This window comes from Brucella daejeonensis, assembly GCF_014199265.1.
Classification (GTDB): domain Bacteria; phylum Pseudomonadota; class Alphaproteobacteria; order Rhizobiales; family Rhizobiaceae; genus Brucella; species Brucella daejeonensis.
This window is the reverse complement of sequence record NZ_JACIJG010000008.1, coordinates 184,433-203,379: the sequence shown is the minus strand read 5'-3', so window position 1 is coordinate 203,379 and position 18,947 is coordinate 184,433. Positions and strand designations below refer to the sequence as shown.

Genomic DNA, 18,947 nt, shown 5'->3' with positions numbered 1-18,947 from the left:
GTTTTGAGCGAGTTACAGCTATGGCTTTTCAGAGTTTCGACGTTACCACCAATCCGGCCAACGGCGCCCCGCGCGTCGCTAAACTGCGTGAAAAAATGGCCGAGCTCGGGCTCGACGGTTTTCTTGTCCCGCGCGCCGACGAACATCAGGGCGAATATGTGCCACCTCGTGCGCAGCGCCTTGGCTGGCTGACCGGGTTCACCGGATCGGCTGGCGCCGCGCTGATCCTCAGGAAGAGTGCCTATATTTTCGTCGACGGGCGCTACGAACTGCAGGTCCGCACCCAGACGGACCCGCAGGTCTTTTCCTATGAGAGCCTCGTCAGCAACCCGCCCGCCTCATGGCTGGCGGAAAACGGCAAGGGACTGAATATCGGCTTCGACCCGTGGCTTCACACCATTTCGGAAGCTGAGGCCCTGCGTGTCGCGCTTGAAAAACAGGGCGGTCAGCTTGTTCCGGTCGAAATCAATCTGGTCGACGCAGTCTGGGACGACCAACCGGAAGCGCCGACAGCGGATGTCACTATCCAGCCTGCCCGTTTCTCCGGTCACGAAGCCCGAGACAAGATCAGGGAGATGCAGGCTGCTGTCGCTGCAAGTAGCGCAAGCGCCACGGTTCTGACCGATCCTTCTTCTGTCGCATGGGTCTTCAACATTCGCGGCAAGGATGTGTCCAACACGCCGCTTCCCCTGAGTTTCGCCATCGTTCCCGCGAAAGGCGAACCGGAGCTGTTCATCGATGAGCGCAAACTTTCAATCGAGCCTCGCGCCTATCTGACCCAGCTTGCAAAACTGTCGGCACCCGCAGAACTCGAGAGCCGCCTGAGCGCCCGCGCGGCAAAAGGCGAAGCCATCCTGCTCGATCCAAACCTTGCTGCCGAGAAACTGCGCCTCATCGTCACCGGTGCGGGCGGAAGCGTGATCGAGGGCAAGGACCCGGCACGCATTCCGCGTGCGATCAAGAACGCGGCGGAGCTTGAAGGCTCGCGCGCGGCGCACGAGCGCGACGGCGTCGCCATGGTCAATTTCCTCTCATGGATCGATGCGCAGAAACCCGGCACGATCGATGAAATCAGTGCGGCAAAGAAACTCGAAGAATCGCGCGCCAATGCGGGGCGCGATTTCCAGATGCCGCTTGAGGACCTTTCCTTCGACACGATTTCCGGTGCCGGGCCGAATGGCGCCATCATTCATTACCGGGTCAATACCGATACCAGCCGCATGTTGCAGGATGGTGAGCTCTATCTGGTCGATTCGGGCGCGCAGTATCGCGACGGCACCACCGACATCACCCGAACCGTGCCGGTTGGGAAAGTTGGCCCGGAAACCGTCAAGGCATTCACGCTTGTACTGAAAGGCGTGATCGCCATCACCACCGCCCGCTTCCCGAAAGGCACACGCGGGCAGGATATCGATGCCCTTGCGCGCATCGCATTGTGGAAGCACGGTTTCGATTATGCGCACGGCACCGGCCACGGCGTCGGCTCATACCTCTCGGTGCATGAAGGCCCGCAGAGTATTTCCAGGAAAGGCGTTCAGGAACTGCTGCCGGGCATGATCCTTTCCAACGAGCCGGGCTATTACAAGCCAGGCTCGTTCGGCATCCGTATCGAAAACCTCATCGTCGTCACCGAGCCGAAAATACCCGAAGGCGGCGATATTCCGATGATGAGCTTCGAGACGCTGACTTTCTGCCCGATAGACCGGCGGTTGATAGACAAATCGCTGCTTACGCAGGAGGAAATAGACTGGCTCGACAATTATCACGCAGGTGTGCGTGAGAAATTGTCAGGCCATCTGGGCGCTGCCGAATGCAAGTGGCTCGAAGCGGCTACCGCACCGCTCTGAATTCTCAAACCGCGAAATTGCGTAGCGCTATCAAGAGCGCTACGCCGGCAAAGAACATTGTCATCATGCTGAGCCGCAGCGATAACAGGGTGCAGACCGCAAGCACGAACAGTTCCCGCCAGCCATGGTCCGACGCAGGAGCGGCAACGATAGCGGTCAGAACGGCCGCAGGCACGGCATTGAGCGCTGCTTCAACCCGATAATGCACCCGGCTGAAGCGTGACAGCACCAAATGACCGCCAACGCGGGTCAGATAGGTGCAGAGCGCACCCGCCAAAATGATCCAGATCGTCGTGGACATTTAGGCCTCCCCTTCCCGCGGCTTGGCGATTAAGGCCGCAAGGGCTACGCCGCCCAACGCCCCCAGTGTTACGTGCCAGGGCGAGCCGACGAACTTGTAGGCGGCCACGGCTGAAATCGCGCTGACGATGACAATCGGCAGCCAGTTCTGACGGTGCCGGAAGCTCATGACCATGCCGAGAAAATAAATCGGCAACAGGAAGTCGATGCCGAATGCATGGGGATCGGGAATGAGATTGCCGAAAAGACCGCCAATCAGCGCCTCCAGCACCCATGTCACATAGAATGTAAGCCCGAGCGCCATATACCAGACGAAGGTGACCGGCCTCCCCGCTTCAGCGCGTTGTTCAACCTCCGCATACTGGATATCGACCAGAACGAAAAAGGCGAGAACCTTTTGCCACGGCTTGAAGTGGCGGATACGGCGCCCCGTGGATGCCGAATAGAGAACATTGCGAAAATTGACCGCGAAAATAGACATGACGATCATCCACGGCGCGACGTTCTGGCCAAAAAGATCGAGCCCGACCATCTGGCTTGCACCTGCATAGATGACGGCGCTCATGAATACGGTTTCGGCAAGCGACAGGCCGTTATCGACCGCCAGCGCCCCAAAAAGCAAACCGAAAGGCGCGCCCGCCAGAACAAGCGGAAGTCCGCGCTGGACACCGTCGATGATATCGGTACGCACGGAAGCCCGGCTGGGCCTGAAAGTCTGATCCACGGCTGTTCACTCCTCCGAATAAGGAGTGATTAGGAAATTCTCATGCGTCTTGGAATATGACCTTCTGAAAAATCATACAATTAGCTGACGATAGCTGTCAGACGCAGCATTTGAGCATCACTCATAAGTTCCGCTGATGATTTCATGACGGATCATGATTGTTGCGGCACTGTCTTTTCGATCTTCCGTATCCAATCCACGAGCGGGCGGGACCGTTCCGTAAAGTCGATGAGACGATCCGCAAGGTCGGGCCGTGTGATCGTATCGGGATCGATCTCCATCCTGACGGCAAAATGCCGGTTGCGAATGGCTTCAAGGAGATCCGCGTCCGTCACATTTTCGAAACCGCGCGGCGTCCGCTTCAGCCGGTCGTAATCGCTGATTTTCAAGCCATTTTTCTTCAGTTTCGTCACCATGGAACGGAACTCGGCCGGCTTCTCGGCAATGGCTTTGCGTATAGCGAGCAGGAGCGGCGCTTTCGGCCCCCACCAAGCAACGCAGGCATAACAGTCGCGTACGCCCGGCAGGCCGATGCAGACATAGAAGCAGCCACTTTCATCCCATTTCGTGCCAGACTGGGACAGGAGCGCGGACAGATGCCGGTTGTAAGGTGCCTTGTCCTTGGAAAACCGCGTGTCGCGCTTGATGCGGAACTGCGATTTCACGCGATCGCCTTTGAATGGCAGTCCAGCCTTTTCGAAGCGTCCCGTCAGTTCCTCGACAAGATCGCCAAGCGGCTCCTTCAACTGCCGCTCGAAGAGATCCTTGTTCTCGACGAACCATTCCCTGTTCTGGTGGAAATCCAGAGCTTTCAAGAACTGGATCGCCTTGTCGCCAAAGCCGTTGAAAGATGCCATCATTCCTCTCCAACCAGTGTGAACCAGGCGTCTTCATCAATAACTTCGATGCCCAGTTCCGATGCCTTGGCGAGTTTGGAACCCGCCCCCGGTCCAGCCACAACGAGATCGGTTTTCTTCGAGACCGATCCAGCCGTCTTTGCTCCATAACGTTCAGCCATGGCCTTGGCCTCGTCTCGCGACATGCGTTCCAGACTGCCGGTAAACACCACCGTCTTGCCCTCGACCGGTGAGCCGGTGGCGACGCGCGCCTCCTCATCAAGCGGCGTCACTTCGGCAAGGAGTGCGGCCAGAACTTCACGGTTATGCGGCTCCGCATAAAAGTCCACGACCGCTTCAGCAACAATTGAACCGATACCATCAACCGCGATCAGTTCCTGCCAAGCTTCGTTGCCCTTGTCGGTACGGTCGCCCTCCTTCGGCGGCACCGCCTCCAACGCAGCTTTTTCAAAAGCTGCATAGGACAGATAGGCACGGGCAAAACGCTTGGCATTCACCTCGCCGACGTGACGAATACCCAAGCCAAACAAAAAGCGATGCAGGGCAATCTCGCGCCGGTCATTGATCGCGTCATAAAGCTTCTTCACGGAAGTCGCGCCAAAGCCTTCGATGTTTTCAAGTTTCTTTAAGGGGGAATCAGCCTGCCGTTTTTGGAGTGTGAAGATATCAGCAGGCGATTTGATCTTCAGGCTTTCATCTTCGGCATGGAAGAAAAACTCGACCTGCTTCTCGCCAAAGCCTTCAATATCGAACGCGTTACGCGACACGAAATGGCGCATACGCTCAACCGCCTGCGCGGCGCAGGTCAGACCGCCAGTACAGCGATAGACTGCCTCGCCTTCTTCACGTACGGCGTGGCTGTGGCAAACCGGACATTCATGCGGAAACCGGAATGGCACGGCGTCGGCCGGGCGCTTCTCCAGCACAACGTCGACAATCTGGGGAATAACGTCACCCGCGCGCTGCACGATGACCGTATCGCCGATGCGAATGTCATGCTCGTCCGCGCGAATGCGCTCGCCCTTGAGGCCGACGCCCTTGATGTAATCCTCGTTGTGCAGCGTTGCATTGGTCACGACCACACCGCCAACAGTGATCGGCTCCAGTCGCGCAACAGGTGTCATTGCGCCCGTGCGCCCGACCTGAATATCGATGTCGCGCAGGATCGTCAGCGCCTGCTCGGCCGGAAACTTGTGTGCAATCGCCCAACGTGGACTGCGCGAGCGAAAGCCAAGCCGCGTCTGCAAATCGAGCCGGTCAACTTTGTAGACGACGCCATCGATATCATAGTCAAGCTGAGCGCGTTCGAGACCGATGGCACGATAATGCGCAAGCAGTTCTTCCGCGCTATGAAGCCGCTTCGTCAGCGGATTGACCGGGAAACCCCATTCGCGGAAATTCTCGACCATGCCCGTCTGCGTGTCAGCAGGCATGTCAGACATTTCACCCCAGGCATAGGCAAAGAATTTGAGTTTGCGGCTTGCCGTCACCCTGGCATCAAGCTGACGCAGCGAGCCTGCTGCCGTGTTGCGCGGGTTCACATAAGTCTGCTTGCCTTCGGCTGCCATCTGCTCATTGAGCGCAAGGAAGTCGCTCTTGGCCATATAGACCTCACCGCGTACTTCCACGACAGAAGGCACTCCAGCAGGAAGCCTGTTCGGAATTTCGGCAATGGTGCGGATGTTCGCCGTCACATTCTCGCCGGTTGTGCCGTCTCCACGCGTCGCGCCGCTAACCAGAATTCCGTTCTCGTATCGGATCGACATGGAAAGTCCGTCGATCTTCGGTTCGGCAGTAAACGCGATGGAATTATCGGGCAGTTGCCCAAGGAAGCGATAGACGCTCCCGACAAAATCGCACACGTCCTCGTCGGAAAACGCATTGCCAAGCGACAGCATTGGCCGCGCATGGACAATTTCAGCGAATTTAGAAGCCGGTGCAGTGCCAACCCGCAAGGTTGGACTGTCCGCTCGAACCAGATGCGGAAAGCGCGCTTCAATCGCGTCATTGCGCCGCTTCAACGCGTCATACTCGGCATCCGAAATTTCCGGCCGGTCATTGGCATGATAAAGCTCATCATGATGAGCAATTTCGCGCGCCAGCCGTTCCAGTTCGGAAGCGGCCTCAGGCTCGGTCAGTTTTTCGACAGGAATATCGGACATAGGTGGAGCAAAACCCGCTGATTCAATTTTGCTCAACATAACCAAGAAATGGCATCGCGCCTACACCGGCCCGATGTTACGAACATGCAAATACCCTGACAGCATGGTGTCAGGAGACGAGTCCGCTATTCTCGGCAAGCAGTCGTTCCGCCGCTGCGCGCGCTTCATCGGTGATACTGGCGCCAGCCAGCATACGGGCTATTTCTTCCTGCCGCTCGTCCACCCCGATAGATCGAATCGAGGTCGCCACCCGGTCTTCGTTGGTTGCAGATTTGGCAATCAGGAAATGTGTCGAGGCACGCGCTGCCACCTGCGGCGCATGTGTGACCGAAAGAACCTGCACACGACCGGAAAGCCGCGCAAGGCGCTGACCGATAGCATCCGCCACAGCGCCGCCCACACCGGTGTCGATTTCATCGAACACAAGCGTCGGGGCAGAACCACGATCGGCAAGCGCCACCTTCAGCGCCAACAGGAAACGCGAAAGCTCGCCCCCGGAGGCGACTTTCATCATTGGTCCCGCCCGTGTGCCCGGGTTGGTGCGCACCCAATATTCGACCGTGTCTATGCCTTCCGCCGCCCGGGCTTCTGGATCGGTCGTCATCTCGACAATGAATTCGGCCCGTTCCAGTTTGAGCGCCGGCAATTCGGCCATTACAGCGGCTTTCAGGTGCTCCGCCGTTTCCGTGCGTGAAGCCGACAGCTTGCCCGCAGCCGCGTCATAGGCTGACCGCAATTCACTCGCCTGTCCTTCAAGCTGCACAAGCTTTTCCGCTCCCGCATCGAGATCGGCGAGGTCGGCATCCATCTTGTCGCGCAATGCAGGCAGACCTTCGACCATTACCGAATATTTGCGCGCGGCAGCGCGCAGAGCGAATAGCCGTTCTTCCACCTGCTCCAGCACGCGCGGATCGAAATCGATCTCGCGCATCGCGTAATCGATACCATCCTGCGCCAGAGCCAGACTGTTAAGCGCCTCGTCGATAGCCTTGCAAACCGGTTCCAGAAGATGCGGCGCTTCCGGAATCTTGCGCTCCAAGCGGCGCACAAGGCTCGCCAGCGTCGGCACAGGCGATCCCTGCCCCGACAAAAGCTCGCCAGCTTCATTCACATCACCGGCAATCTTTTCAGATTTCATCATGGTGGCGCGACGCTCGGCGAGGTCTTCTTCCTCACCCGGCTGCGGATCGAGCCTGGTCAGTTCCTCGACCGACGAGCGCAGATAATCGCCTTCCCGCTCGGCCTGTTCCACGCGGGCGCGATGTCTGGCCAGCGCGCTTTCCGCCTCGCGCCAGGCCTTGTGACATTCGCGAACCAGAGCGGTCTCCTGTTCAAGGCCGCCAAATGCATCCAGTAATGTGCGATGAAGATCGGTGTCGATCAGCGCCCGGTCATCATGCTGGCCGTGAATTTCCACCAGCTTGCGCCCCAGATCACGCAGAAGCGCGACACTTGCCGCCTGATCGTTGATGAAAACGCGCGTACGCCCATCCCCCATCTGCAAGCGACGCAGAATGATGTCGCCATCGTCATCGAAACCATTGTCGCGCAGAAACAGTCGTGCCGGATGGCTGCCCGACACATCGAACACCGCCGTCACCTGCCCCTGATCGGCGCCATGACGAACGAGCGAGGCATCACCGCGTGCGCCAAGCGCCAGCGACAGCGAATCGAGCAGGATGGACTTGCCTGCGCCGGTTTCACCGGTAAGCACGGACAAGCCGCTCCTGAACTCGATGTCGAGCCTTTCAATCAGAACAATATCGCGGATCGACAGGTGCGACAGCATGTGAGGATCAGCTTATGAGCTGCCGCCGGTGATGAGCGCCCCGGCCTTGGCCAGCCAGGAATTGCCGTTCTCACGAGGCTCTAGTCCACCGCTCTGGAGAAGCTTGTAGCTATCCTTGTACCACTGGCTATCCGGGAAATTCTTGCCGAGAACCGAAGCGGCCATCTGGGCTTCGGAGGTCAGGCCAAGCGCGTAATAGGCCTCAACCAGACGCGCGAGAGCTTCCTCCACCTGGCGGGTATTCGAATATTCTTCCACCACGCCGCGGAACCGCTTGATCGCAGCCAGATATTCCTTGCGTTCGAGATAGTATCGGCCGATCTGCATTTCCTTGCCGGCAAGCTGGTCGCGGGCAAAGCGTATCTTCGTCTTTGCATCATCCGTATATTCGGAATCCGGGAAGCGATCGACGACTTCCTGCATCGCGGCAATGGCGCGGCGGCTTGCTGCCTGATCGCGCGTCACGTCCGGGATCTGGCGGAAATAGGACAGGCCGATGATGTAATAGGCATAGGCGGATTCGGGCGACGTCGGGTACAGCGTGTTGTAACGCTTGGCCATCGAGATCGCTTCTTCGTAATTGCCCTTGCGGTAATTGGTGAAGGCAGCCATCACAAGCGCCTTGCGCGCCCATTCGGTATAGGGGTGCTGACGGTCGATAGCGGCAAATTTCTTCGCGGCTTCATCGAGGCGGCCAGCATCCAGATTGGCGAGGCCTTCATTATAGAGTTTGTCCGCAGGATCGATCGTCTCGACATATTTGGTGAGATCGATATCGTCGTCCTTGCTGGCACAACCGGCGAGCGGGATAAGAACGGCCATAGCGCCCGTCAGCAGCGCGGTTTTCGTCATACCCGTGAATTTGAAACTCGTCATGCGGTCTCCAGCCTTCTGGCAGCAAATTTCCCGTTTGAAGCAGCGTGCGCTTCTAGCACTCCGCCATCGCTTCATCCATCGAATTGATTCAGCTTCAGCAAATATACGAACATAGCTAACGCTGTTTTGGCCGTCCATAAACCATATGCGAGCGCAATCGGCAATCGTCTAGCTGACCTATAGCCCAAATTTGGCCCGCACCGGCATCGGACAACATGCCGAAACCCGAAACCGCCTGGATGATCCCCGGGATAAGGTCTGTCAGGACAGACGCTCTCCGATCAATCCACCGTAACGGTGCACCGACTCAATCATGAGGTGAACCGGCGAACACGGCCCAATTAAGGCCATATGCCGGTCCCCGCATATTTAACTCTTGCCCGAATTTAACCCTTGCCCGAAATATTTCTAGATAGCCCACGGGGCAGCGATATTCGGTTTGACGGCAACGAAATCCGCGGCTTTGGAATTGCGGCGGACACCGGATGCCTCGACAATATCGAAAGCGGTCTTGTCCGACAGCAACGCCTTGACGGTTTCCGCATTCAGCCTGTGGCCGCTCCGATAAGACCGGAAACAGCCGATAAAGGGCAGACCGGCCAGAGCCAGATCGCCAACGGCATCAAGCGCCTTATGACGGACGAATTCGTCCTTGAAACGCAACCCACCCGGATTGATGACCGAATTGTCGTCACCGATCACAAGCGAATTGTCGAGGGAAGAACCGAGCGCGTGACCGGAAGCCCAAAGACGCTCCACATCCTTCATGAAACCGAAGGTGCGCGCAGTGGACAATTCCTTGCGGAAAGTCGTCTCGTTCACATCGTCGGCAAATTTCTGCCGTCCGATCAGCGGACATTCGAAGTCGATTTCGACTTCGAATCGTGTGCCCGCGAAAGGCCTGAATTCGCCCCACGACCCACCTGCTTCCACGCGAACAGTCTTCAGGATACGAATGAACCGACGCTTCGCTTCCTGCACAACGATGCCAGCCTCATCGAACGCTTCGATGAAGCGCGCGGACGTACCGTCCAGAATGGGAACTTCCGGCCCGTCGACCTCCACTATGAGATTGTCGATACCGAGAGCGGCAACCGCCGCCATCAGATGTTCTACCGTATCGATCCTGGATTCTTTCGAACCGAGCGACGTACATAGATCGGTCGCACCGATCTGCGACACGTGAGCGCGCACTTCCGGTGCCTCGCCCTTCAGATCGGAACGCTGGAATACGATACCCGTGTCCGCATCGGCTGGAAGAAACATTGCCGAAGCCGGTGCACCGCCGTGAACGCCGACGCCTGACAGCGTGACCGCACGACCGATTGTCTTTTGATATGCGTTCAAGACAGTTCCAATCTGCTCAACAAAAACGACAAGGGCTGATCAAATGGGAGACTTGATACAACCCTGTTTCACAACTTCCCGCATCTATATGGTTAGATAAGGCTGAAATTGCGACTGAAAAGGCGCGTAGCTTCACAAACTCGTCACAATCGACATGGCCCGCCCGCACCCCGCAATCTAAGTATCAATTTTGCCTCGTAAGAGCAAAATCACGCTTTCTTACGGGCGGTTTTGAAACAGCTTGAGAAGAGTATCCATACCTACAAAAAAGCCGCAGGCGGAACCTGCGGCTTGTTTCCATTCTTTGGACCCGATCAGTTCGACTGACGGCGCAGGAAGGCCGGGATTTCGAGCTGGTCTTCTTCCGAAGCGGCGCGCGGCTGCGGACGGCCCTGATCGTCAAGCTGACCGCGACGCGGCGCGTAGATCGACGAGTCCTGCTGCGGTGTACGGCGTTCGGCCGGGCGCATACCCGGTTCGCGATGCTGCGCAGGCTCAAGACGGGCTGCCGGCTGATCCTCTTCACGACGCGACAGACCATGGGTCAGGCGCTTCAGAAGGCTCATCGGGCCGCGAGGCTCTTCCTGCGCAGGCTGCTGCGGGGCGCGACGGGCATTGATTTCGGCCTGTGCAACCGGCGGAAAATCCGAAACGGCCGGCATACGCGGAGCTGGACGCGGTTCGCGTACCGGCTGCTCATGCATCTGCGGCTGCTGATATGCCTGAGGCTGGGCAGCCTGCGCTGCCTGATGGGATGCCTGAGCCTGCGGCATCGGTGCACGGGCAACCGGGGCGCGTTCGAAGGCTTCCGGTGCAGGAGCCTGGAAGATACGGCTCTGCGGACGGAATTCCGGTTCAGTGGAAGCGGCAGGAGCAGCAGATGCGGCTGGCGTTTCCGCTTCGGCGGACTGGTTCGCCGGAGCAACCGGATCAGCCTGACGCGGCTGCTCGACGACCGGAGGGCGCAGCGCACCGTGTGGGGCCATCGGCTTGGCCTGGGTAGCTGGTTTCACCGGCTGGCGAAATTCCAGCGGCGCAGGCGCCGCGTCTCCGATCTGCTTGTCGATGCCTGTAGCGACGACGGAAACACGGATAACGCCTTCGAGACCTTCGTCGAAAGTTGCGCCGAGGATGATGTTCGCATCCGGATCGACTTCCTCGCGAATACGGGTGGCAGCCTCATCGACTTCGAACAGGGTCATGTCGCGGCCGCCGGTGATCGAGATCAACAGACCCTTTGCACCGCGCATCGAGGTTTCATCGAGTAGCGGATTGGCGATTGCCGCTTCGGCGGCGGCCATTGCGCGGCCTTCGCCCGAAGCTTCGCCCGTGCCCATCATGGCCTTGCCCATTTCGCGCATCACCGAACGGACGTCGGCGAAGTCGAGATTGATGAGGCCTTCCTTGACCATCAGGTCGGTGATGCAGGCAACGCCCGAATAAAGCACCTGATCGGCCATAGCGAAAGCATCGGCGAAGGTGGTCTTGTCGTTGGCGATGCGGAAGAGGTTCTGGTTCGGAATGACGATGAGCGTATCGACATTCTTTTGCAGTTCCTCGATGCCGAGGTCGGCGGTCTTCATGCGGCGGGCGCCTTCGAAGTGGAAAGGCTTGGTCACGACGCCGACGGTGAGGATGCCGCGCTCGCGAGCGGCGCGAGCAACGACGGGAGCCGCGCCCGTACCGGTGCCGCCACCCATGCCCGCGGTAACGAAGCACATATGCGTGCCGTTCAGGTGATCGACGATTTCGTCGATGCATTCTTCAGCCGCGGCACGACCGACTTCCGGCTGGGAACCGGCACCAAGGCCCTCGGTGACAGCAGCGCCAAGCTGGATCATGCGTTCCGACTTCGACATGGTCAAAGCCTGAGCGTCGGTGTTGGCCACGACAAAATCCACGCCGCGCAGACCGGCATTGATCATGTTGTTGACCGCGTTGCCACCGCCACCGCCGACACCGAATACGGTGATGCGGGGCTTGAGCTCGGTAATATCCGGCTTTTGCAGATTGATAGTCATAGGTCCTTGTTCCTCTTAAGCCTTACCACCGCTTCGCCGCCGCGGTGTGGATTGGTTGTTACCCAGATGGTCACGCCCCAAATATTCAACAGCACTCAATGCCCGCGTACTCAAAAACTCTCTCTCAGCCATTGGCTGACACGTTGAATGCGCCCACCCGTACCGGTCATCAGACCGGAGGAAGCCGCTTTTACCGACCGTTCTTCTATCCCGGCCACCTGCGGGTAGATCAGAAGTCCGACAGTCGCGGCAAAAGCTGCCCCCTTAGCCGCCTCAGGCAGTCCCGCTATCCCTAGAGGACGCCCGATTCGCACATTTCTTGCAAGGATTCGCCGGGCAGCCTCTGGCATTCCTGGCAGTTGGCTGGCGCCGCCGGTCAGAACCACACGCTTGCCGACAATATGTCCGAGACCTGACTGGTTCAGCCTGTCGCGTACCAGTTCCAGCGTCTCTTCCACTCTTGCACGGATAATCCGCGTCAATACCGAACGCGGATATTGATTGGGTACATCACGCTCGTCGTCGCCGATCGGCGGAACGGAGATCAGATCGCGGTCGTCGGCAGCGCTCGGCAGGGCTGAGCCGTACATGACCTTCAGGCGTTCGGCGTCTTCCATTCGGGTGGAAAAGCCGCGTGCCACGTCCATCGTCACGTGATTGCCGCCGATGGCAACCGCATCGGCGTGAATGAATTTGCCTTCCGAGAAGACCGATATCGTGGTGGTGCCGCCGCCCATGTCGATGCAGGCAGCCCCCATTTCGGCCTCGTCCCCCACCAGGGCAGCAAGGCCGCTCGCATAGGGCGTGGCAACGATGGCTTCCACCGACAGGTGGCAGCGATTGATGCAAAGCTCCAGATTACGCAGCGGCGCCGCGTCTGCGGTCAGAACATGCATATCGACGCCAAGGCTGTCGCCGAGCATCCCGAGCGGGTCGCGGATGCCGCGTTCTCCATCGAGCGTATAGCCGATCGGAAGCGAGTGAACGAGGTGTCGTTCAGCGGCGAGCGCCTGTTTTGCCCCTGCGGCCAGAACACGACGAATATCGGCCTGCTCGACTTCATGACCGCCGAGATTGACGCTTGCCGTAAAGGTCTCGCTTTTGAGGCGTCCTGCGGAAATATTGACAATGAGGCTATCGACCGTGAGACCTGCCATGCGTTCGGCAGCATCCACCGCAAGGCGAATTGACTGTTCGGCGGCATCCAGATCGATGATGACGCCGGACTTCACGCCGCGCGAACGCTGATGACCGATACCGAGCACTTCCATGCGATGCGTACGCCCCGGAAGCAGCGTACCGCCTTCATGCGGACGCAGCCTCCCGATCACGCAGGAAACCTTGCTCGACCCGACATCCAGAACCGTCAACAGGCGCACCTTGCGCCCCGCCGTTCCGTGTTGTGATGGTCCCTTACCGCCCAGAATACTCATACGCGCTTCCCCGTGCGGGCCAGTTCTTTTTTTCGCTCCGCCAGAAACTTCTGGCGCTGCTCCATACCGCTTGCTGTCAACTGAACGGTCACGCGATCTTCCAGACGAAGATCGACCGCTGCTATATCGCGTGACAGAAGATGTTTTTCCTGATCGAGTTTCTCGACCTGCGCCAGCGCTTTCAACGGGTTGCTTTCCGGCAGCATGATGCGCACACCATTATCCAGAAGCAGATCCCAGCGGCGATCACCGACGCGAATATAGGCACGAACCTTTCCAGCCAGCATCGGATAAGCAGCAACCTCGTCCACCAGACCCTTGACCTTCGTTTCAGCGCCATCGCCCACGACAAGCGGCAGCGAACTGTAACGGCCAGAGCGGAATGGAACGATCGTATCGCCGGCGGCATCGATCAGCGATAATTCCTTGTCGTTCTGCCAGATCGCAAACGCCTTGCGCTCATGCAGCGAAACCAGAATGGTGCCCGGATAGACCTTGCGCACTTCCGCACTTTCCACCCACGGCAATTTATCGATGGACTGACGAGCCTCTTCGGCACTCAAGCCAACGAGGGAAGTTTCACCATCCAGATCGAGTTGACCCAGAATATCGATATCGGATGTTTCGCTGTTGCCGACGACTTTCACATCCTCAATGGCAAAACCAAGCGTCGAAGCGGTCGCCTTGATCACTTCGGAGGAATGACCGCCGATCACCATGCCATAAAGGCCCGTCGCACCGAGAAAACCCAACATGCCGACAGTACCCGCATGGCGCGGAATATTGACATTACCCTGAAAGAGACGGACGGCGAAACGGAACGGCTTACGCAGGAAACGTGGCAGAACCATCGCCCCCGATGCGTCGCGCATCGAGCCAGGGCGCCCGTATCCGTCCGATTTTCCGTTCAACGCAAACAAGACGCGTCCTCCACCATCCAACTCAACAATTCACCGAAAGAGATACCAGCCGCTTTGGCGATATCAGGCACGAGTGATGTAGGAGTCATCCCTGGCTGTGTATTGACTTCCAGCCAGATAACTTCACCTTCTTCGGAAAACCGGTCATCGAAACGGAAGTCCGACCGGCTTACGCCCCGACACCCGATTGCCCGATGCGCCGTAAGGGCCATTGTTTGTATTTTTTGGTAAATATTTGGTAAAATTTTTGCCGGACACACGTGAGTTGATGCGCCTGCAACATATTTTGAATCATAGTCATAAAACTGATGACCGACCGGAATGATCTCACAGACATCCATGGCACGGTCGCCGATCACGGCACAGGTCAATTCCCGGCCGGCAATGTATTTCTCAACCAGAACCTCAGCACCATAATTCCACTCAGCCGAACTGATGATTTGCGGCGGATGAGCCTGGCCTTCCTTGACGATCACAACACCAAAGCTGGAGCCCTCACGGACCGGCTTGACCACATAAGGCGGCTCCATCGGGTGCTCAGCACCGATTTCAAAACGATTAAGCAAAAGGGAAGGAGCAACAGCCACTCCAGCAGCAGCAGCGACCTTTTTGGCGCGATCCTTATCCATGGCAAGCGCCGAAGCAAGCACACCCGAATGCGTGTAAGGAATCTGGAGATATTCAAGAACACCCTGAATGGCGCCATCTTCACCGAACGGGCCATGCAGCGCATTGAACGCGACATCAGGCTTCAATTCCGTCAGAACGCTCGCAACATTGCGATCGACATCGACGCGCGTCACGCGATAGCCACGCTCTTCAAGTGTCGCTGCGCAAGCCGCTCCAGAGGACAGGCTGACCGGGCGCTCCGAAGAGAAACCGCCCATCAAAACGGCAACATGCTTTCCCGTCATGTTAGCATCCCCTCTGCGCAATCCCCTGCGCATCGATTAAACAGAATCCGAGCGACCCAGCAGCACAGGCCGCAGGCACCCGCGGCAGGAAAATCCTGCCGAATCAAATCACTGTGTGGTTAACCCTAAAGAATCAGAGGATTGATTCCGTGACAAGCCCCTATAGGAAGGGACTCGCGCTACGCATCGCTCACGGAGTCAAAAAAGCCCGAAATTTCAGGCAGAAATCCAGCCAATTTTTTATTGGGATTTTCCGAGAAACTCTTCGACAGGTTCTCCGTCGCGGAACAAACCGAGACGCTTGATCTCCCAATGGAGACGAATGCCCGAATTTTCGAAAACCTTTGCGCGAACAGTCTCGCCCAACGTTTCCAGATCGTGTCCGGTCGCAGTCCCGGTATTGATCATGAAATTGCAATGCATCTCCGACATCTGCGCGCCGCCAACACGCAGGCCACGACAACCAGCCTTGTCGATTTCCTTCCAGGCGGATGTACCTTCGGGATTCTTGAAGGTCGAGCCTCCGGTCTTCTCGCGCACAGGCTGAACCGTCTCACGATGATGCTGAACCTCGTCCATGGCCCGCTTGATGGCTTCACGCTCGCCCGGCACGCCCTCGAACAGCACCGAGGTAAAGATCAGATCGGGCGACGCGGACGAGTGACGATAGGCATAGCCCATATCCGCATTGGAAAGCACATGCACTTCGCCCTTGCGGTCGAGAGCGCGAATTTCCACCACACGCTCACGCGTTTCCACGCCGTTTGCGCCCGCATTCATCCGCAGCGCGCCGCCAATGCCGCCGGGAATGCCGTGGTAGAAATGAAACCCGGCCAGCTCCGCTTCCAGCGCCGCCGCGGCCACACGCTTGTCAGGCGTCGCCGCGCCTGCACGCAACCGCGTCTCGGAAACCTGTTCGACTTCGCCAAAGCCCTTTGCCGAAAGCCGGATCACGAAGCCGGGCACACCGCCATCACGTACAAGCAGATTGGAACCGATACCGACCACGAGGAGCGGTATATCCTCCGGCACGGCATTCAGGAATGCGGAGAGGTCTTCCTCGTCAGCTGGCTGGAAAAGCACCTGCGCCGGTCCGCCAGCGCGAAACCAGGTGATCTTGTCCATGCCCGCATCGGGCGTCAGCCGCCCGCGCAGGCCCGACAGCCTGCCATCGAGCTTCTTCAGAAGCGCCTCGCCGCTTTCCATCATTATTTCTTACCCTGTTCCGCCAGTTCCTTTGGCAAGGCATAGGCCCACTGCGTAATATTGCCCGCACCGAGACAGACGACGAAATCGCCGGGTTCGGCAATCGAGCTGACCAGAGGCGCAAGCAGTTCCGCCCCGGCAGCATAGCGTGCATCGCGATGTCCCGCAGTCTTTATGCGTGAGACAAGTGCTTCGGAATTGACGCCTTCGATAGGATCTTCGCCCGCCGTATAGACCGGCGTGACAATCACCGTATCGGCATCGTTGAAACATGCGGCAAATTCATCGAACAGGCTCGCCAGACGCGTGTAGCGATGCGGCTGCACGATGGCGACCACACGGCCTTTTGTGGCCTCGCGCGCGGCTTTGAGCACAGCGCGGATTTCCACCGGATGATGGCCGTAATCGTCGAACACCTCGACGCCGTTCCACGAACCGGTATGGGTAAAGCGGCGCTTGACGCCGCCGAAAGCTCCGAGACCGCGACGGATATCGTCGTCGGAGATGCCAAGCTCATGGGCGACGGCGATAGCCGCCGTCGCATTGGAAACATTGTGCTGGCCCGGCATGGGCAGACGCATATCCCTGATTTCCGTCGTCTCGCCCTTGCGTGAGCGGATCACCACGTCGAACAGGCTTGTAGCCCCTTCCATGCGATGGTTGATGAAGCGCACGTCCGCCTGCGGGTTCTGGCCATAAGTGACGATGCGACGATCCTCGATTCGGCCGACCAGCGCCTGCACTTCCGGGTGATCGAGACACATCACACCGAAACCGTAAAACGGCACGTTCTCCACAAATTGCGCAAACGCAGCACGAACGTTGTCGAAGCTGCCATAATGGTCGAGATGTTCAGGATCGATATTAGTAACGACCGCAATGTCGGCGGGCAGTTTCAGGAAGGTTCCGTCGCTTTCGTCGGCTTCCACCACCATCCAGTCGCCATCGCCCATGCGGGCGTTGGTGCCATAGGCATTGATGATGCCGCCATTGATGACGGTCGGATCGAGATGACCGGCGTCGAGCAACGCTGCCACCATGGAGGTGGTCGTCGTCTTGCCATGTGTGCCGCCAATGGCGACCGCGCGACGGAAACGCATCAGTTCGGCCAGCATTTCAGCGCGACGCACGATGGGCAGGAGTTTTTCACGGGCCGCGACAAATTCAGGATTGGTCTTCTTGATGGCCGTAGAGACGACGATCACCTCGGCGTCGCCAAGATTCTCTGCCTTGTGGCCGACAAAAACCTCGATACCCTTGTCGCGCAGGCGCTGGACATTGGCGCTATCCGACTGATCGGAACCCTGAACCTTATAGCCCAGACTATGCAGCGCCTCGGCGATACCACTCATGCCGATGCCGCCAATTCCAATAAAATGGACAAGCCCGATGTTCAGCGGCATTTTCATGGCCGGTTTCCTTCTTTGAATTCCTGGACGGTTTTGGCGGATGCAATAGCCTCTGCCAGATCGGCAAGCAACCGCGCTGCATCCGGCTTACCGACGCTTTTTGCAGCTTTCGCCTGTTTTTCGAGCCGTTCCGGCTCATTCATGGCCGCCTGCAATATCTGAGCCAGTTTTTCGGGCGAAAGATCGGCCTGACGCACCACTTCTCCGCCACCCGCAGCGGCGAGCGCCGCTGCATTGGCCGCCTGGTCGTGATCCAGCGCATGGGGAAACGGCACCAGAATGGCCGGACGGCCAATTACGGTAATTTCCGAAACCGTTGACGCGCCGGAGCGCGAAATCACGAAATGCGCATCGGCCATGCGTGCGGGCATGTCGTTGAAGAACGGAGCCACATCGGCGGGAACTCCGAGATTTTCATAAGCCTCGCGCACGGCGGCTTCATCTTCCTTGCGCGCCTGCTGCGTGATCAACAGCCGGGCGCGTTCCTTTTCCGGCAATAGAGCCACGGCAGCGGGAATGGCAGCCGAAAAGAACTGCGCGCCCTGACTGCCGCCGAAAACCAACAGGCGGAAACGCTCATCCGGTTTCGCAGGGCTATAGGGTGCGCTCGCAGCCTCCAGCACCGGCGGGCGCACCGGATTGCCGGTTGTCACCGTCTTTTCGGGATAAGCTCCGCCTGTTTCAGGCAGAAAGCCGCCCGCGATCGCCTTCACCCGCGCGGCAAGTCCTTTGTTGGCCCGGCCCATGACGGCATTCTGCTCGTGAACCATGGTCGGGATATGCATATTGCTCGCGGCATAGAGCGGCGGCAGTGTCGGATAACCGCCAAAACCCGCGACGAGTTTCGGTTTCAGCCGACGGAACAATTTGCGGGAATCGAGATTGCCCTGCCACAGCGACCAGAAAGTCTTCAAAAGCGCTATCGGGTTGCGGCCCGCAATCGTTGCCGAGCGGATCACATGCACATGATCTGGCGCGAAAGCCCCTGCAAAACGCTGCGCGCGCGCATCGGTGGCCAGATGCACGTCCCAGCCACGCACCTGCAATTCATGCGCCAGCGCTTCTGCCGGGAACAGATGACCGCCCGTTCCACCGGCGGCCAGTACGATTACGCCCCGATTAGCCAGATTGCCCATCAACCC

15 protein-coding genes are annotated in these 18,947 nt (G+C 58.5%); 1 reads left to right on the top strand and 14 read right to left on the bottom strand.

All coding sequences use genetic code 11. The annotated features are described in order from the left end of the window. The first annotated feature begins 20 nt into the window (after window positions 1-20). Window positions 21-1,847 (top strand): aminopeptidase P family protein, encoded by a 1,827-nt coding sequence (locus tag FHS76_RS12555; protein WP_183652920.1) that lies wholly within the window; start codon window positions 21-23, stop codon window positions 1,845-1,847. Between the two features lie 4 nt (window positions 1,848-1,851). On the opposite strand, the gene FHS76_RS12550 is transcribed toward FHS76_RS12555, so the two are convergent. The 14 genes from FHS76_RS12550 to murG all read right to left on the bottom strand — a co-directional run bounded on the left by FHS76_RS12550 (window position 1,852) and on the right by murG (window position 18,941). After that, window positions 1,852-2,148: an AzlD family protein gene (locus tag FHS76_RS12550; RefSeq protein ID WP_183652917.1), complete on the bottom strand. Its 297-nt coding sequence runs from the start codon at window positions 2,146-2,148 to the stop codon at window positions 1,852-1,854. After that, complete coding sequence (locus FHS76_RS12545) at window positions 2,149-2,871, bottom strand: AzlC family ABC transporter permease (RefSeq protein WP_183652914.1); 723 nt, start codon at window positions 2,869-2,871, stop codon at window positions 2,149-2,151. A gap of 152 nt (window positions 2,872-3,023) precedes the next feature. Then, a complete protein-coding gene (locus FHS76_RS12540) occupies window positions 3,024-3,728 on the bottom strand; it encodes a DUF2461 domain-containing protein (protein WP_183652912.1) in 705 nt (234 codons plus the stop codon). Next, a complete protein-coding gene (gene ligA / locus FHS76_RS12535) occupies window positions 3,728-5,890 on the bottom strand; it encodes an NAD-dependent DNA ligase LigA (protein WP_183652909.1) in 2,163 nt (720 codons plus the stop codon). The genes FHS76_RS12540 and ligA overlap by 1 nt, the downstream gene beginning before the upstream one ends. Before the next feature lie 109 nt (window positions 5,891-5,999). Beyond that, complete coding sequence (gene recN, locus FHS76_RS12530) at window positions 6,000-7,679, bottom strand: DNA repair protein RecN (RefSeq protein ID WP_183652907.1); 1,680 nt, start codon at window positions 7,677-7,679, stop codon at window positions 6,000-6,002. 12 nt (window positions 7,680-7,691) lie between these two features. Continuing rightward, window positions 7,692-8,555, bottom strand: coding sequence for an outer membrane protein assembly factor BamD (locus FHS76_RS12525; protein ID WP_183652905.1), 864 nt, complete (start codon window positions 8,553-8,555; stop codon window positions 7,692-7,694). 408 nt (window positions 8,556-8,963) lie between these two features. After that, window positions 8,964-9,902, bottom strand: coding sequence for a UDP-3-O-acyl-N-acetylglucosamine deacetylase (lpxC, locus tag FHS76_RS12520; RefSeq protein WP_183652903.1), 939 nt, complete (start codon window positions 9,900-9,902; stop codon window positions 8,964-8,966). 314 nt (window positions 9,903-10,216) lie between these two features. Further along, complete coding sequence (ftsZ, locus tag FHS76_RS12515; protein ID WP_183652901.1) at window positions 10,217-11,923, bottom strand: cell division protein FtsZ; 1,707 nt, start codon at window positions 11,921-11,923, stop codon at window positions 10,217-10,219. A gap of 110 nt (window positions 11,924-12,033) precedes the next feature. After that, on the bottom strand, window positions 12,034-13,356 hold the full coding sequence (gene ftsA, locus FHS76_RS12510; protein ID WP_183652899.1) for a cell division protein FtsA: 1,323 nt from the start codon (window positions 13,354-13,356) through the stop codon (window positions 12,034-12,036). Beyond that, complete coding sequence (locus FHS76_RS12505) at window positions 13,353-14,276, bottom strand: cell division protein FtsQ/DivIB (RefSeq protein ID WP_183652896.1); 924 nt, start codon at window positions 14,274-14,276, stop codon at window positions 13,353-13,355. The genes ftsA and FHS76_RS12505 overlap by 4 nt, the downstream gene beginning before the upstream one ends. Continuing rightward, entirely contained in the window at window positions 14,264-15,190 is a 927-nt protein-coding gene (locus tag FHS76_RS12500) for a D-alanine--D-alanine ligase (protein ID WP_183652893.1), read from the bottom strand. The genes FHS76_RS12505 and FHS76_RS12500 overlap by 13 nt, the downstream gene beginning before the upstream one ends. Before the next feature lie 240 nt (window positions 15,191-15,430). Beyond that, window positions 15,431-16,399: a UDP-N-acetylmuramate dehydrogenase gene (murB, locus tag FHS76_RS12495; protein WP_183652890.1), complete on the bottom strand. Its 969-nt coding sequence runs from the start codon at window positions 16,397-16,399 to the stop codon at window positions 15,431-15,433. Further along, window positions 16,399-17,805: a UDP-N-acetylmuramate--L-alanine ligase gene (gene murC / locus FHS76_RS12490; protein ID WP_183652887.1), complete on the bottom strand. Its 1,407-nt coding sequence runs from the start codon at window positions 17,803-17,805 to the stop codon at window positions 16,399-16,401. Before murC ends, murB begins: the two co-directional genes overlap by 1 nt. Continuing rightward, window positions 17,802-18,941: an undecaprenyldiphospho-muramoylpentapeptide beta-N-acetylglucosaminyltransferase gene (murG, locus tag FHS76_RS12485; protein ID WP_183652885.1), complete on the bottom strand. Its 1,140-nt coding sequence runs from the start codon at window positions 18,939-18,941 to the stop codon at window positions 17,802-17,804. The genes murC and murG overlap by 4 nt, the downstream gene beginning before the upstream one ends. Window positions 18,942-18,947: the final 6 nt, after the last annotated feature.

Coding starts and splice junctions, on each gene's coding strand:
- FHS76_RS12525 (WP_183652905.1), bottom strand. CDS start 8,555: ATGACGAGTTTCAAATTCACGGGTATGACGAAAACCGCGCTGCTGACG.
- murC (WP_183652887.1), bottom strand. CDS start 17,805: ATGAAAATGCCGCTGAACATCGGGCTTGTCCATTTTATTGGAATTGGC.
- FHS76_RS12550 (WP_183652917.1), bottom strand. CDS start 2,148: ATGTCCACGACGATCTGGATCATTTTGGCGGGTGCGCTCTGCACCTAT.
- FHS76_RS12500 (WP_183652893.1), bottom strand. CDS start 15,190: ATGACGGGAAAGCATGTTGCCGTTTTGATGGGCGGTTTCTCTTCGGAG.
- ftsZ (WP_183652901.1), bottom strand. CDS start 11,923: ATGACTATCAATCTGCAAAAGCCGGATATTACCGAGCTCAAGCCCCGC.
- recN (WP_183652907.1), bottom strand. CDS start 7,679: ATGCTGTCGCACCTGTCGATCCGCGATATTGTTCTGATTGAAAGGCTC.
- murG (WP_183652885.1), bottom strand. CDS start 18,941: ATGGGCAATCTGGCTAATCGGGGCGTAATCGTACTGGCCGCCGGTGGA.
- ftsA (WP_183652899.1), bottom strand. CDS start 13,356: ATGAGTATTCTGGGCGGTAAGGGACCATCACAACACGGAACGGCGGGG.
- FHS76_RS12555 (WP_183652920.1), top strand. CDS start 21: ATGGCTTTTCAGAGTTTCGACGTTACCACCAATCCGGCCAACGGCGCC.
- FHS76_RS12540 (WP_183652912.1), bottom strand. CDS start 3,728: ATGGCATCTTTCAACGGCTTTGGCGACAAGGCGATCCAGTTCTTGAAA.
- murB (WP_183652890.1), bottom strand. CDS start 16,399: ATGATGGAAAGCGGCGAGGCGCTTCTGAAGAAGCTCGATGGCAGGCTG.
- ligA (WP_183652909.1), bottom strand. CDS start 5,890: ATGTCCGATATTCCTGTCGAAAAACTGACCGAGCCTGAGGCCGCTTCC.